We start from the raw sequence: 13847 nt of genomic DNA, 5'->3' as shown, positions 1-13847 counted from the left end.
AAATTGAAGATTTGCACAGATATTGTGCGTTGTCGTTCAAAGTGGTGCGTCACTAAGGGATGGCAAAGTACCGGATGCCAATGCTATCGTTGTTTTTTAACCTGGGTCGCTGCAATCTTCACGCGTTTTCTTGGGAAGGTTTTGAGGTCGTTTTTTGTTGTAAATCAGAGACTCAGATATAACCTGAGGTTTGGAATTGCCTGTCACTGTTTATGCTGCATAAATGTTCAGCACCTAAAGAGTGCAAATACAAAAAATTAGTTTATATATCCGGGAAGTTTGCCCGCTGCACTAGGGGCTGATTGCTTGAGTGGTCGGAGAGTTGCGATGGGCCGAACGAACAAATCCAGCAGAAAGAGCAGGGCACAGACGTCGGCTCCCCGCTAAACATATTTTCGCCTTACTTCTCATCTACTGGCTCTGTGTCTGTGAGTAACCAGAGCTGGTATCACTGCCTGTATGCCGTTAAGATAACTGAAGTTTTTAAGCCGACAGAGACTAGTCATGACATCCTGGGTTACAGCTTTAGCAGATTCTGCACTAGGCCGCTGGTGTGGTGTACCACAAGCCACGCCTTTGCAACGACCACAAGGTGAAAGCTCCTGTTTGAGCGGTTCAGTATTGTTGTGCGGAAAGACATCTCAGCACAGTCTGTTGCTGCGTCAGCATTTAAGCCATCTGCCGGATATTCGCTTTGATGAAGCTTCTGGCGGGCCATTTCAGGCCATTATTTTTGATGGTACAGAGCTGCAAAGCACCGCAGAGCTGGATTTAGTCTGGCAAGAGTTACACAGTGTTTTACCTGCTTTGGCGAAGAACGGCCGTGTATTGATCCTGGCGCGGGCTTTAGCTGATACCAGCAACTCAGATGCTGCAGCCGCAGCTGCCGCTTTATCAGGCTTTACCCGCTCTATAGCCAAAGAGCTGGGGCGTTTTGGCAGTACAGCAAATTTATTGTCTTTGCACCAGGGCGTACAGCAGAGTCTGTTGCCTGCGGCAGAGTTTTTTCTCTCCAAAGCATCAGCTTATGTCACAGGCCAGGTGTTGCCCGTACGTGCAGCAAAAATAGCTGAACTCAGTCCATGGCAAAAACCACTTCAGGGGAAAGTTGCTTTGGTGACAGGTGCGGCCCGTGGCATTGGTGCTGCCATAGCCACAACGCTGACAGAGCAGGGCGCTACCGTCATTGGGCTGGACATTCCACAAGCCGAAGATGCGCTTAACGCCTTGATGCTGCAGTTGCAAGGCAAAAGTCTGGCGCTGGATATCAGTCAAAGCAACAGCGCTCAGCAACTGCAGCAATGGTTAACAGAGCGCGGGCTGATACTGGATATTCTGGTACACAACGCTGGTATTACCCGCGATAAATTATTCCACAGAATGACAGAGGCTCAGTGGACTCAAACTCTGGAGGTTAATCTGCGTGCTGTGCAGCGTATTAATTCACTGCTACTGGAACAGCAATTGATCCAATCGGACGGCAGGGTGCTGCTGTTGTCGTCGATGAATGGTCTGGCAGGGCAAAAAGGCCAAACTAACTATGCCAGCTCAAAAGCCGCTTTAGTCGGGTATTGCCAGTATATGGCGATGCAGGACCACAGAGGCATTACCTTTAACGCCATAGCCCCAGGTTTTATTGAAACGCAAATGACAGCCGCCATGCCGGCCATCCCACGTGAAGTGGGACGGCGGTTAAACTCGCTGAGTCAGGCAGGCTTACCTCAGGATGTGGCTTTGGCTGTGGCTTTTTTTGCACGACCAGATGCCGCTGGTTTAAACGGCTCTGTGCTGAGAGTGTGTGGTCAGTGTTTTATCGGAGCCTGAAGGATGAATACCTGATCCCACCAGTGCTGCAGCCCAGACATCAGGTGGCAGCCAGGCTTTTTTCCATGGCATAAATTGCTCGGCGGGCATAGGACGGGCTATGCCGTACCCCTGAGCATGAGTACAACCTAATTGCAGCAGCATTTCGCCATGCTCTGTGGTTTCTACCCCTTCAGCGACAATTTCACGTTTAAACTCATTGGCTAATACAATAATGCCTTTGAGAATAGCTAAATCGTCCGGGTCGACCAGCATATCGCGAACAAAACTCTGGTCTATTTTCAGCACTGTTGCTGGTAAACGTTTTAAGTAGGTTAACGACGAATAACCAGTGCCAAAATCATCCAGCGCAAAACTGACGCCGCTGCGAATACAGGCCTGCATCACGGCCTGTACATGGGTTAAGTCATTCAGCGCACTGGTTTCCAGAATTTCCAGTTGCAACAAAGAGGCCGGCACGTCTGAATAAAAATGCAGTAACAATTGCAGGCGATTAACAAAATCCAGCTGCTGTAAGTGATAGGCTGAAATATTGACACTCACAGGGATAGTCATACCCTGACGTTGCCATTCAGCCAATTGACGTAAAGCTTCTTCAATCACCCAATAACCCAGCTCGACCCCCAGACTGTGTTGTTCTATTGCAGGTAAAAATAAAGCAGGAGCGACCATACCTTTTTGTGGATGCAACCAACGGATCAGGGCTTCAGCACCTATCACTTCACCTGTATGCATATTGACTTTGGGCTGATAAAACAACCTGAACTGTTTAAGCGCCAGGCCTTGTCTGATTTCTACTATGGTTTCCTGGTGGCCGCGTAAACTTCGGGCGTAGTCGGTATCAAACAGATGGCAGCGATTTTTACCATCCTGCTTAGCCTGATACATGGCATGATCGGCCTGACGTATCAGTTGTTCTGCTTCAGTGGCATCCGTCTGAGGGTAAAAAGTCAGGCCTATACTGGCAGACACTGACAACATCCATTCGTCTATTTTCAGCGGTTTAGCTACCACATCCAGCAGTTGCTGAATTTTGGCCAGACCAGCCTTTTTGTCCTTTAATGCGGGCAATAACACCACAAATTCATCACCGCCGATACGGGCCAGTAACTCAGTTTCTTCCAACTGAGCTCCTAAGCGTTCCGACAAGGCAATTAAAAACTGGTCGCCGGTTTCGTGACCGTGGCGGTCGTTAATTTCTTTAAAGCCATCTAAATCAAGATAAGCAATAGCAAGCATCTGCTCATCAGTTGATTTTTTCATGAGTAGCTGCAGCTGTTGGGCTAAAGCACTGCGGTTTGGTAAACCGGTCATTGAGTCATATAGCGCAATTTTTTCAAGGTGTTGTTGCTGCTGATACTGGTTGGTAATGTCAGAAAACAGCCCGACATAATGTTGTAACTGGCCTTTATCATCCAGTACTGCACTTAAAGTCAGGCTTTGGAAAAAATCTTCGCCTGACGCCTTACGACTCCATAACTCACCAGACCAGAAGCCTTGTTGCTGCAAGCTTTGCCACATCGAGCTAAAAGCAAGTTCATCCTGATGCTCAGACTGCAATAAACGTGGGGTACAGCCTATGGCTTGTTTGGCACTGTAGCCTGTGATCTCGGTAAATGCCTGGTTCACATCAATCATCACACCTAAAGGATCTGTGATCATAATGCCTTCGCGGGCATGGGTGAACACGCTGGCTGACAGCCGTAATTTGTTATCTGCTGTGTGCTCCAGCGTAATATCCCGGGATAAACCAACAGTACCCACATATTCATCATCAACCAACACTGGGGCTTTGTAAGTTTCAAACCAATGCTGCTCTGTTTCAGTTTTATGTTGTGACCGGATCACCTGTGGCTGACCTGATGTCAGCACTTGTTTATCGTGGACTACATGATTTAAGGCACGTTGAGCATCAAATAACTCTGCATCTGTTTTTCCCACCAACTGACTGGTAGTACGGTGCTGAAACTGCTCAGCAAACTTCTGGTTGACTTCCAGATAGCGGCTGTGAATGTCCTTTAACCAGACCACAAAAGGAATACTGTCAATCAAGGTGCGTTGGTATTGCTCTTTTTGCTGCAGCGTCTGGATCAGGGTCTGACGTTCCCGAATAGAACTATTCAGCCGAAGCTGGGTTGCGCCCAGCCAGCTCATGATACTGCCAGGCTTAGCTTTACGCAGTTCTGCATCGTGCAGCACTTCACCCCGACCCATGGCTTTGATTTGGTCGTACAAATGGCTGACAGAAGCTCCAAGAATACTGTTGTGTACTCTTTTAATATCCCAAAGTGAATAAAACAGCAGTAAACCAGACAGAATAAACAGAATACGCATCACCAGAGCATTAAACATCGCATCTTCCACTTCATCCGCTGTGCGCTGGTCTACCATGCTATAGACAGTGGCTATGGGTTGCATAATGGCCATTTTGGTATTGTGGTAGTTCAAATCAAAAACGCTCAGCAGTGCCTGTTGCTTGTTTTTTTCTTTCTGTGCGGGATCAAGCTCTGGTCTTTCCAGCAGCTGCATGGCTTTTTGCTCTGTTACAGCTAACAGATCGGACTGAATTTTGGCTTCCTGTAGTGCAGACAGTTCTGCATCGGTAAAGCCTGTGGCTTTCATTAAATCCAATAAGGCTACACGAGAGCCTGCGGGGCGGGGTCTTTGGTTTTCTTCGCCAACTAAATCCCAGTACACCTGATGGTAATTAACCGGCCTGGCCGCTTGGCCATTTCGTATCGCAATAATTTCATTGAAGTGGTTTTTGTAGCGATGTTCTCCCGTTGCGATGTAGCTTCGCACCATACGGGTTAAGTCATCGGAAGACTGACGTAACTCACCAATGATTTTCAACGAATACACCCGTTGATCATTGGCTGCATCAATACGTTTTTCTGCGTAGACATAAGCAACAAAAATTACGCTGAAGGTCAATAACAACGCAATGGCTGCCCAAAATCGCAGCGTAAGCTCAGAAGTAGAGTAACGCTTTACTTGCACAAAAACTCCTGCTTAATCCTGTTTAACCACTGTCAGATGGGTTAAAGCTACTTATATAGTCTGACTCAATAGTTATTGAGCCGGATAACGAAAGCAAGCTGTTCTATTCAGTTTTTGCAGTTTTATTTCTTAAAATTTAGAAAAATTGCTCAAATATCGCTAAGGCTTTGTTTTTTCAGTGAACCTCTATTAGTCTTAGCTAGTCAATAAGTTCACTACATTGAATAAATGCAGGTGGTTGTGTGATGGATAGATACCAGACCTTTTATCAGCCGAATCCGGAAATCCCGGAGTTAATTCAGCAGATTGAACAGCAACTGGCCCAGTGGTCGGTGTTTCTGACTTCGTTGTCATTGCAACAACGCCTGGAATTACAGAACAAAGCTTTGCAGGCTAGTCTGGCTTTAGACCACAATTCCCTGTCATTGCTGCAGTTGCAGGAGCTTGCGGCTGGTAAACGCGTAGTAGCCTTGGTGCAGGATATCCAGCAAGCGCAAAATGCTCTGGCTTTGTATCAAAGGCTGGATCAGTTTAATCCTTATCAAAGTGCCGATTTACGCAAGGCTCATGCAGAGTTTATGAGTTCAGTATCCACTGATGCCGGACAGTACAGAAAGCAGGGCGCTGGGGTGTATGAGGGCCACAAACTGGTGCATATGCCACCAGCACCGGCCAAAGTGTCCGCTTTGGTGGATGAGCTGTTGGGGAAACTGCAGCATGAACAAGTACATCCGTTACTGATTTCCTGTTTAATGCATTATCAACTGGCCTTTATACATCCGTTCTCCGATGGCAATGGCCGTCTTTGTCGCTTATGGCAGCATTTAGTTTTAACTCAATGGCAGTCTTTTTTTGCTTATTTGCCCTTTACTGCTGTGCTTAAAGATAAAACACGCGACTACCAAAAAGCTTTACGTCAGTCCGTGCCTAAATACGATGCAACGGCTTTTATTTTGTTTATGTTGCGTAGCATCAATGAAACACTGAGCGTTGAATTAGAGCAGCTGCAGTTGCAGCAGGCCGAGTTCAATAGTCTTAGTCAGACGGCAAATTTGCCGGATCAGCCTTTGGTGGATTTGTCACAATTTGTGCAACTGCAAACACAAAAAGTGAAAACAAAAACGCCAGGTCCCTGGTATAAAACCGAAGATCAAATTTTAAAGAAACTGAAAAAAGACAACAGATTAAGTGCTAAAACCATCGCAGATGAACTGGGGTTAAGCTCCAGAGCTATAGAAAAACAATTGGCAAAATTAAAAGCTGAAGGCAAGTTACTTCGCACAGGGCCAGCCAAAGGCGGTCGTTGGCAAGTAGTGGCCTGAACCGCTTTTTATGATGCCGAGGCCTGGTTTTTCGCCGTTGATAGCATTTTTTTTACTTTTGGTCGGTTTTGTCATATGACTGCCTGCGGTGCTCAGTACACTGCTGATTTTTCGATATAAGCAGGTGCTTTGTGCGTAGTTTTTTTCTGGTTTTGTTGTGCTTAGTGATCAGCCTCGATCTTCATAGTGCACAAGCGAAGTCGCATTCACAGTCACAGGATCATAGTTTGCTGCTGATCTCCATCGACGGTTTTGGTCAGAAGTACTGGGATAGTTACAAAGCACCTGTTTTACACCAACTTGCCCAAGGTGGTGCCAGAGCCCTTAGTATGCAGCCGGTCTTTCCGACAAAAACCTTCCCTAACCACTACAGCATAGCCACAGGTTTGTACCCGGCGAATCACGGTATTGTCGAAAATAATATTTACGATGCTGATTTTGATGCTGTGTTTCGTATGAGCAAACCAGAGGAAGTTACCAATGGCCGCTGGTGGTTGGGTGAGCCTATTTGGGTGACTGCAGAGAAGCAGGGGGTTAAAACCGGTACCTATTTTTTCCCCGGTTCAGAAGCGGCTATTAAAGGGGTCAGGCCTGGCTTGTGGCAAGCCTATGATGGCTCTGTCAGTAATATCGATAGAGTGAACTCTGTGTTGGCCTGGCTGGATTTACCAGTTGAGCAGCGTCCCAAGTTTCTGACGTTGTATTTTAGCTCGGTGGATGACGCAGGGCATGCTTATGGCCCTGAGTCAAAACAGGTGGCTGACGCTATTGCGGATGTGGATCAGGCGCTGGGTGTGCTGGTGAAGGGGCTGCAACAAAGAGGCTTGCAACACAGCATAAACCTGATGCTGGTATCAGATCATGGTATGGCCAAAGTGCCACAGGATCAGGTGATGGCGATGGATCAGCTGTTTGACCAGAAAAAAGCGGCTTTGGTGTTATGGACCCCAGAGATAGTCTCTATTTTTCCAAAAAAAGCCGAATTAGAAGCTATTTACCAGCAGTTAAAAACGTCACTGCCACCTCAGGCCAGGGTTTATAAAAAGTCTGAGTTACCGGAACGCTGGCACTACCAGAACAGTACACGTATAGCTCCATTGTTAGTGGTACCTGACACTGGCTGGCGTTTAATGCAAAAACATAGACAAAAAGAATGGCTGGAAAAACCAGGCCGTAGCGCTGTGACTGGCAGCCATGGTTATGATAATAATAGCCCGGCTATGCAGGCTATTTTTGTGGGGTACGGTCCGGCTTTTGCCGCAGGCAGTCAAATTCCGGCCTTTTCCAATATCGAATTGTATAACCTGATGTGCCGTATTTTAGGTATTCAGCCTGCACCCAATGATGGCAATCCTGACTGGGTTCATTCTGTGTATCAGGCTGAGAAAAAGAAAAATTAAAGCCTTTTGGTCATAAAGTGTTTACAGCCGGTGAAAGGGTAGTTCTGCTGTGTCCATTCCAGCTGATAGCCATGTCGCTCGTAAAAAGCTTTGGCCTGAAAATCCAGAGTGTCGAGAATAACAAAGCTGCAACCCCTTGCTTTGGCGAGGGTTTCAGCCTCAATCAACAGCTTTGATCCTACGCCTTTTCCCCGAACTTTTTCGTCCAACCATAAAGACTCCAGATAAAACCAATTGCCAAAAGTACGGCCAGCTAAAGCGGCTATTAAGTTACCTTCATGATCTTCCAGCTTGAAGCCCAACTGTTGCCTTTTGGTCGCATCCCAATGCAAAGCATTAAATTCGGCAATTTTTTGTTTAGCCAGTTCAGCAAATTCAAAGGTATGGACAGGGGTAAACATAACAGCTCCACGACTTGGACAATGACGCAGAATATATCACTGAAATCAGTATTCTAAGAACCAACTCCGTGGCTTTTGAGCCAGTCATTGCTTCAGGCGTTTAAAATAACAGCAAACAGGCTGGCTTTTAAAAAAAGTACTTGCAAGCAAAGCAACGGCTGCATAACATAGCGCCCGTTGTCGCAGTAAAGTGATAACAACCTATCAAAATGCGTCCTTAGCTCAGTTGGTTAGAGCACCACCTTGACATGGTGGGGGTCGGTGGTTCGAGTCCACTAGGACGCACCAAATTCTAAAACAAAAACAGCACCTTACGGGTGCTGTTTTTGTTTTTGTTTGTGTTTTTCGTTTGGAAAAATTTTGGAAAAATGAATTGTAAACTCAGGAAAATATATGGTATTCAATATCGGTAAACAATGGAGGTTTATCTTGAAAGTCAGCTATTTTCATTACTGTTTGCAAAACACTAACGATAACACCCGCTATAAGCACGATATCAGACCATTCCTGAAGGCCTATTGTGCCGTAAACGCGCCATCCTTTAAAAATCAATTTAGCCATCAAGGTGAGAATGTCTATTTAATTCATCATGTTGGTGATGTTTTTCTATTCTTAATCACGCGAAGTAAAGAGATAATTCGCCGAATTAAGACCGATGATCTGACGGTTAGTGAGGTGCACTCACTCCTTGCTCAGAATGAGCATTTAAGCTTTGCTTCCTATGTGATAGTTAAAGAAAGCTGTATAGGTATAGGGTCTACCTTACTGGCTCCTAGACAAGACGTACTTTGGAGTTATATTGGTTCTTTGCTGACTCATATAGGACTGTCAAATTGGGCTTTGACTCCAAGGACAGCTTTGGTTTCTGCCACTAGAACGAAAGCTATGGAAATGTCTTTTATTGGAAAAACACACATTGAACTGGACAGAGATAATTCCTTCACTCAAGATCTTTTCAATCTGTTATCTGGAAGTTCAACAGATTATGACGATGTATCCGGTATACAAATAACTTTGATACCAAAGTTGAGAAAGAACATTAAACCAGCCGTTCAAAACCTTCTTGCGAAAGTACCAGAAGAAAACGTGGACAAGCTTATAATCAGAGCGAAGCAAGAAGAGGCTGCTAGTCTATTGACTGACTTATACATAGTCGGTAGTGGTGGTTTATCAGACTCCGTTGATGCGAAAAAGGTAAACAAAATAGCTGAAACAATGGAGAAAAAATTTCGTGATAATGCTGCATTAGCGGTGAAAATTAACGAGTATTGTGCAGATGAAGGATTCGAGAACGGTAACTCTCAAGCTATCGCTGTCTTTAATGACATTGATGCCTGGACCAATTTTATACCTACTGTACCTACTAATTAAGCATTGTTTTAATGGGTTCCATTTATCGTTGTTTGTCCAAAAAGCAAATGTCGCAGTTATAACGGCAACATTTGCTTTCACAATGCTTGGCTTTTTAGCGGCTGTTATTACTATTTTAATTGGCTTGAGACGCAACTCGTTGATAAGACGATATGACCAAAAAGGATACTTTTCAGTTTTTTACTGGATATATTTTTTTTCGATCATTTCTCTATTTTTCACATTCGGCTGCGCGTTGCTGACGCTTAGTGATAACTTCGGTGATGTATTTATGAAGTTAGCTGTAGGATCAACAGTAAACAACCTGTTTCAGGTCTTATTTATGACCATAATACTGGTAAACATAAGCACCAAAAGCTCAACCCAACCATAGGTGAGAGTATTTAATAAATATTGCATTCTTAAGGGAAATTAAAGGGGCATTTAATGACAGAGTTTATATCAACCGTAGATGAAGATGGCGGTGTTTCCTGTTTATTGATACAGAGTATCCTATCGACGCATGCTGAAAGAATACTAGCGCTCTTGACGGTGAACTTTTCTGACATTATTCCACGTGCTGAATGCTACAACTTAAACATTGAGCATGTACAAGACGAAGGTGATGGTCAGTTTACTGTAAGTTATAATTTTGATTACAACGTCTATAACGGTTGTTCTGACATGGATGTAGAAAGTGATTGGGATGATTCTTTTGTTGTTACTGTTGAAAATGGCAAGATTTTCCTTGAAGTGCCTGAAATAGCCTCATACCAAAACCGTCAATTTGATTAGTTTTGTAATCTGAAACAGCTACTAACAGCTTTACATTCCGGTGTATGCCAGGCAGTAGAACGAACGGTCATGTTCGCAGTGCTGTTGTACTTTAGTGTCTGAACATAATCTTCTCTAAAACCTGCCCGATGACAGAAGTGCTGACGAAGATAACGGATTTTATTAGAAGTAGAGCGCCGCTTACTATTCAAAACTGTTGTAAATGCGGATGTTATGCATAAGGTGATAAATGCGAGTATTTGGTGAAATTCCTGGGGTAAGTCTTGGTGCTGTATTTGAAAACAGAGACGCACTAGCAAAGGCAGGTGTGCACCCTCCAACACTAGCAGGTATCAGTGGTTCCCAAAATGAAGGTGCTGATTCAATAGTTTTAGCTGGAGACTGTGAAGATGATGAAGACTTCGGGCACGAGCTCATATACACCGGCGCTGCTGGTCAGCAAAACGGTAAACAAGTAACCAATCAAGAGTTGATAGGCGTTAACCTTGCTCTGGCACGAAGCAAAATTGATGGCCTTCCTGTTAGAGTGACAAGGGGCTTCAAGCATAAGCATGAACTAAGTCCTCTCAAGGGCTATAAATATTGCGGTCTATATTTTGTCGATGATTATTGGTGTGACAAAGGAAAATAATGTTTTTATGTCTGGCGTTATAGACTAGTAGCCATAGGAAATTCGTACAACGAGAGCCTGGTAGAACATGAAACGCCTAAGAGAAAACAATTTTCGGTAAACAAAATTGTTAGAGATTACCAGCGAGCTATCAATGTCAAATCATGGCATGGTTATCAGTGCCAGGTCTGTGGCTTAGCTATTAAGACTTCCGCAGGTCTATACTCGGAAGCAGTACATATACAACCTTTAGGTGAACCACATAACGGCCCTGATATTGAAGATAACCTGTTAAGCCTGTGTCCAAACCATCATGTGATGTTCGACAATGGTGTCTTTTCTATTAATGATGATCTGAGCTTGATTGGTTTACCTGGAAAACTTAAAACAGTTGCTCAACACAAGAGCGGACAAAAATTTATACGCTATCACCGTGAGCACTATCTGAGTAAAGCGTAATAACTATTAACACGCCGATTGCCTTCTGGCGGTTTTTGGTTATGAATTAGCCGCTAAATTGTATGAATTTATATGAATTAAAGGTTCTTTAGTTATGGGCAGCGAAATAACAACGGAAGATGAAGTTAGAACAAAATTTGTTTATGAATGGTTGCGGGTTCAGGGTATTAGTTCAGTTAACATTTTACTTGAACGAAGTGTGAAATATCAAATTGGGCATGGTGAGTTCGCTATCCACAAGGCCGGCCGTTTTGATTTGTTGGTAAAGTCTAATAATGGCATAAATTTAATTCTTTTTGAAATTAAGAAACCAAGCGTAAAAATTTCCACCGAGTCTATTGATCAGTCTGTTAGCTATGCTCGAATCCTAAAAGGTAACATGGCGCCGATTGTAGTCATAACTAATTCGATAAATACATATGTATATTGCTCACTTACGAAAAAAGAAATAAAAAATATCGATATTCGTTTGGCTCTAGATGGTGAATTTCAGTACAGAGATACTGCATTTAGCATTGCGAAAGAAGAAGCTATAAAATTACTCAGCAATGATGGTAGTTTTGTTGGAAGTATCTGCGAAAAATTGTCGATGATTGAAATTCATCGATTAAGTGGTGAGTTAAACGAATCAAAAAAACATTGCAAAGAACTTTATATACCCATAGTCGGAGATCCAGAACCCGATATTAAGGTATTACTAATCTCTGGCCCTCCGCAATCTGGAAAAACCAACTACTTATGCAATGCTTTTGACTTGGCTATTGAACGCGGTGAAATTGCTATTTTTTTTAGAGCAAGATCAATAGTCAACGGTGTTATTCAATATTTAAAAAGTCAAATTACACTTTTCATGAATCCGCCGGGCAGTACACCAGAAATAATAGCTAATGCCATTATTTCTAGTGGAAATATTACAATGTTTGTTGATGGATTAAATGAAGTTAATATTCATGAGAGGCATTCTATAATCACAGATATAGAGATGATTTCTCTCGCAGGTGTAAGGTTTATAATTAGTTGCAGTGACTCATTTACTAACACCATAAAATCAGATGGTGAAAATAATTCTATAGGGATGTTCAAAAATAACTCTAAGAATGTATTTAGGGAGATTAAAGTTCCACAACTAGATGCGGCATCATATAGTGCCGTTATCCAGCATTACAAATCGGTATACAATACTACGGTTGAACCATCGCAGTTATTAACTTCTATAAATGCAGTCGGGAAGTTTTACCAGTTAATCAACTCTGGTTATGAACTTAAGCAGCTTGACAATGAATATCAGATTTTAGTTCGCATGTTGAATGAAAAATGTAGTTGCATTTCTACTAGTCAAGAGATTGATTCAAAGGCCGCTTTGCTTAATCTCGCTAAAGTGATGGCATACGGTCCTTCAAAAGTTACCTTAGAATCATTTGCCGAAATTTTTGGGCTAAGTCGATTTACATTTGTGCCAGATGCTTATAAAAATCATGGCGTCTTAGAGGTGATTGATGGCTTTGTCGAGTTCTATGATGAGACGTATAGAGATATTTTGCTGATTGAACATTTTTCCAAGTTAGGTGACTCTGAGGAAGTTATAAATAAAATTGCATCTATTCCATCATTTGATATTAGCACTACGTGCATGTTTAAATATCTATGCTTTCATAACGTGCCAGCATCTTTGATTTTTAATTTGGATTTTGGGCTCCAGATTCATATGATTGAAGCGATAATGTCCTATATTGATAATTGTAAATTAGCTAATAGTCACGTTGTAGGCTTGCTGTTGGACTTGGCTTTAAATGGTATAGACAAAATGGCAATCGATCCAGAAAGCGCAGAGTCTATTTTGGAGTTTGTTGCTAATGTATGCAATGAGCAACCCGGCATTCAAGTAGATTATTCAAAGACTCAGTATATTATCGGTTACAGCTGTAGCAAAATAGACCTTTCCATTGGGTATGATTTTCAGGACCATCCCGAAGGGTTCTACGATAGGGATTACTCTTCGTTAAGTATATATAACTATGTAGGGCTGCTGTTTAATGATTATGTGATACATGACAGTAAGTCGGTACTTTTTAGAGATTATAGAAAAGATATAAAAAAGGCTATAGATCTTCATGGGGTTGGTATCGTTAGCTATTTAATTGATTTCTATTCTCGCTTGGTTGAGCATGCACTTCATTATGAGAGTATGATGTGTCCTGGTGGTTCATATCTTCAAATGATGGAAGAGGATTATGAATTTTCTGGTGACACGACTGAGCTTGACGATGCATTGTCTGTATTGTTCGAATTGAAGACTATGCTTCGGGGAACATTCGCTTTTGATGATGATATAGAAATTATTATAAACATCATTAAACATTGAGGCCACTGAGTACTGTATTGATTGCTGCAAAAATTAGTTTAAGTAGTGATTTTTAAAGTCTAAATGAGATAGTTCCATCACACGCTGTCCATCTCAGCTCATGCCTTTCTGTGTAATGAGCTGTCATCTTAGCTGTGCTATGGGCCATCAGTGTCTGCACGTAATCTGCAGTAAAGCCTGCTTGAAGATATAGGTGTCCACCAAGAGCCCGTATTTCGTGGAAAGTCGGGCGCTGCTCAGGTTTTAACTTCGCGATCTCCGGTACCAGGTCACGCACCGCAGCGAACTCTTTACTCAGTATCTCCGGGCGAACCTGAGTCCAAT

General features: G+C 43.1%; 12 protein-coding genes and 1 tRNA gene. 10 read left to right on the top strand and 3 right to left on the bottom strand.

Annotated elements, in window-relative coordinates; all coding sequences use genetic code 11:
* The first annotated feature begins 504 nt into the window (after positions 1-504).
* On the top strand, positions 505-1824 hold the full coding sequence (locus LSG37_RS19670; RefSeq protein ID WP_233081679.1) for a 3-oxoacyl-ACP reductase: 1320 nt from the start codon (positions 505-507) through the stop codon (positions 1822-1824).
* Here the strand turns inward: LSG37_RS19670 and LSG37_RS19665 are convergent.
* Complete coding sequence (locus tag LSG37_RS19665) at positions 1774-4824, bottom strand: sensor domain-containing protein (RefSeq protein WP_233081677.1); 3051 nt, start codon at positions 4822-4824, stop codon at positions 1774-1776. The two genes, LSG37_RS19670 and LSG37_RS19665, sit on opposite strands and share 51 nt — an antisense overlap.
* Before the next feature lie 245 nt (positions 4825-5069).
* Here LSG37_RS19665 and LSG37_RS19660 point away from each other — a divergent pair, with 245 nt between their 5' ends.
* Together LSG37_RS19660 and LSG37_RS19655 are read left to right on the top strand one after the other, a co-directional pair.
* Positions 5070-6146, top strand: coding sequence for a Fic family protein (locus LSG37_RS19660; RefSeq protein WP_233081675.1), 1077 nt, complete (start codon positions 5070-5072; stop codon positions 6144-6146).
* 131 nt (positions 6147-6277) lie between these two features.
* Positions 6278-7546 (top strand): alkaline phosphatase family protein, encoded by a 1269-nt coding sequence (locus LSG37_RS19655; RefSeq protein ID WP_233081672.1) that lies wholly within the window; start codon positions 6278-6280, stop codon positions 7544-7546.
* Here the strand turns inward: LSG37_RS19655 and LSG37_RS19650 are convergent.
* Positions 7543-7947 (bottom strand): GNAT family N-acetyltransferase, encoded by a 405-nt coding sequence (locus tag LSG37_RS19650; protein WP_233081670.1) that lies wholly within the window; start codon positions 7945-7947, stop codon positions 7543-7545. The genes LSG37_RS19655 and LSG37_RS19650 overlap by 4 nt on opposite strands.
* 211 nt (positions 7948-8158) lie before the next feature.
* On the opposite strand from LSG37_RS19650, the gene LSG37_RS19645 reads away from it, so the two are divergent.
* The 7 genes from LSG37_RS19645 (at position 8159) to LSG37_RS19625 (ending at position 13523) form a co-directional block, all read left to right on the top strand.
* Positions 8159-8235, top strand: a tRNA-Val gene (locus LSG37_RS19645).
* Positions 8236-8340: 105 nt separating this feature from the next.
* Positions 8341-9318 (top strand): RexA family antiphage protein, encoded by a 978-nt coding sequence (locus tag LSG37_RS19640; RefSeq protein ID WP_233081668.1) that lies wholly within the window; start codon positions 8341-8343, stop codon positions 9316-9318.
* On the top strand, positions 9224-9691 hold the full coding sequence (locus tag LSG37_RS21480; protein ID WP_366515584.1) for a hypothetical protein: 468 nt from the start codon (positions 9224-9226) through the stop codon (positions 9689-9691). The genes LSG37_RS19640 and LSG37_RS21480 overlap by 95 nt, the downstream gene beginning before the upstream one ends.
* Before the next feature lie 53 nt (positions 9692-9744).
* Positions 9745-10092 (top strand): hypothetical protein, encoded by a 348-nt coding sequence (locus LSG37_RS19635; protein ID WP_233081666.1) that lies wholly within the window; start codon positions 9745-9747, stop codon positions 10090-10092.
* Positions 10093-10321: 229 nt separating this feature from the next.
* On the top strand, positions 10322-10723 hold the full coding sequence (locus LSG37_RS19630) for a YDG/SRA domain-containing protein (protein WP_233081665.1): 402 nt from the start codon (positions 10322-10324) through the stop codon (positions 10721-10723).
* 33 nt (positions 10724-10756) lie between these two features.
* On the top strand, positions 10757-11161 hold the full coding sequence (locus LSG37_RS21475) for an HNH endonuclease (protein WP_366515585.1): 405 nt from the start codon (positions 10757-10759) through the stop codon (positions 11159-11161).
* A gap of 94 nt (positions 11162-11255) precedes the next feature.
* On the top strand, positions 11256-13523 hold the full coding sequence (locus tag LSG37_RS19625; RefSeq protein ID WP_233081663.1) for a type I restriction enzyme HsdR N-terminal domain-containing protein: 2268 nt from the start codon (positions 11256-11258) through the stop codon (positions 13521-13523).
* Between the two features lie 52 nt (positions 13524-13575).
* Here the strand turns inward: LSG37_RS19625 and LSG37_RS19620 are convergent.
* Positions 13576-13847 (bottom strand): tyrosine-type recombinase/integrase (locus LSG37_RS19620; protein WP_233081662.1); only part of this gene is annotated, 272 nt, incomplete at its 5' end.

Source organism: Rheinheimera soli, from assembly GCF_021290985.1.
GTDB lineage: Bacteria > Pseudomonadota > Gammaproteobacteria > Enterobacterales > Alteromonadaceae > Pararheinheimera > Pararheinheimera soli.
This window is presented reverse-complemented; position numbering and strand designations above follow the sequence as displayed.

Coding starts and splice junctions, on each gene's coding strand:
- LSG37_RS19670 (WP_233081679.1), top strand. CDS start 505: ATGACATCCTGGGTTACAGCTTTAGCAGATTCTGCACTAGGCCGCTGG.
- LSG37_RS19660 (WP_233081675.1), top strand. CDS start 5,070: ATGGATAGATACCAGACCTTTTATCAGCCGAATCCGGAAATCCCGGAG.
- LSG37_RS19650 (WP_233081670.1), bottom strand. CDS start 7,947: ATGTTTACCCCTGTCCATACCTTTGAATTTGCTGAACTGGCTAAACAA.
- LSG37_RS19640 (WP_233081668.1), top strand. CDS start 8,341: ATGGTATTCAATATCGGTAAACAATGGAGGTTTATCTTGAAAGTCAGC.
- LSG37_RS21480 (WP_366515584.1), top strand. CDS start 9,224: ATGAAGGATTCGAGAACGGTAACTCTCAAGCTATCGCTGTCTTTAATG.
- LSG37_RS19635 (WP_233081666.1), top strand. CDS start 9,745: ATGACAGAGTTTATATCAACCGTAGATGAAGATGGCGGTGTTTCCTGT.
- LSG37_RS19630 (WP_233081665.1), top strand. CDS start 10,322: ATGCGAGTATTTGGTGAAATTCCTGGGGTAAGTCTTGGTGCTGTATTT.
- LSG37_RS19625 (WP_233081663.1), top strand. CDS start 11,256: ATGGGCAGCGAAATAACAACGGAAGATGAAGTTAGAACAAAATTTGTT.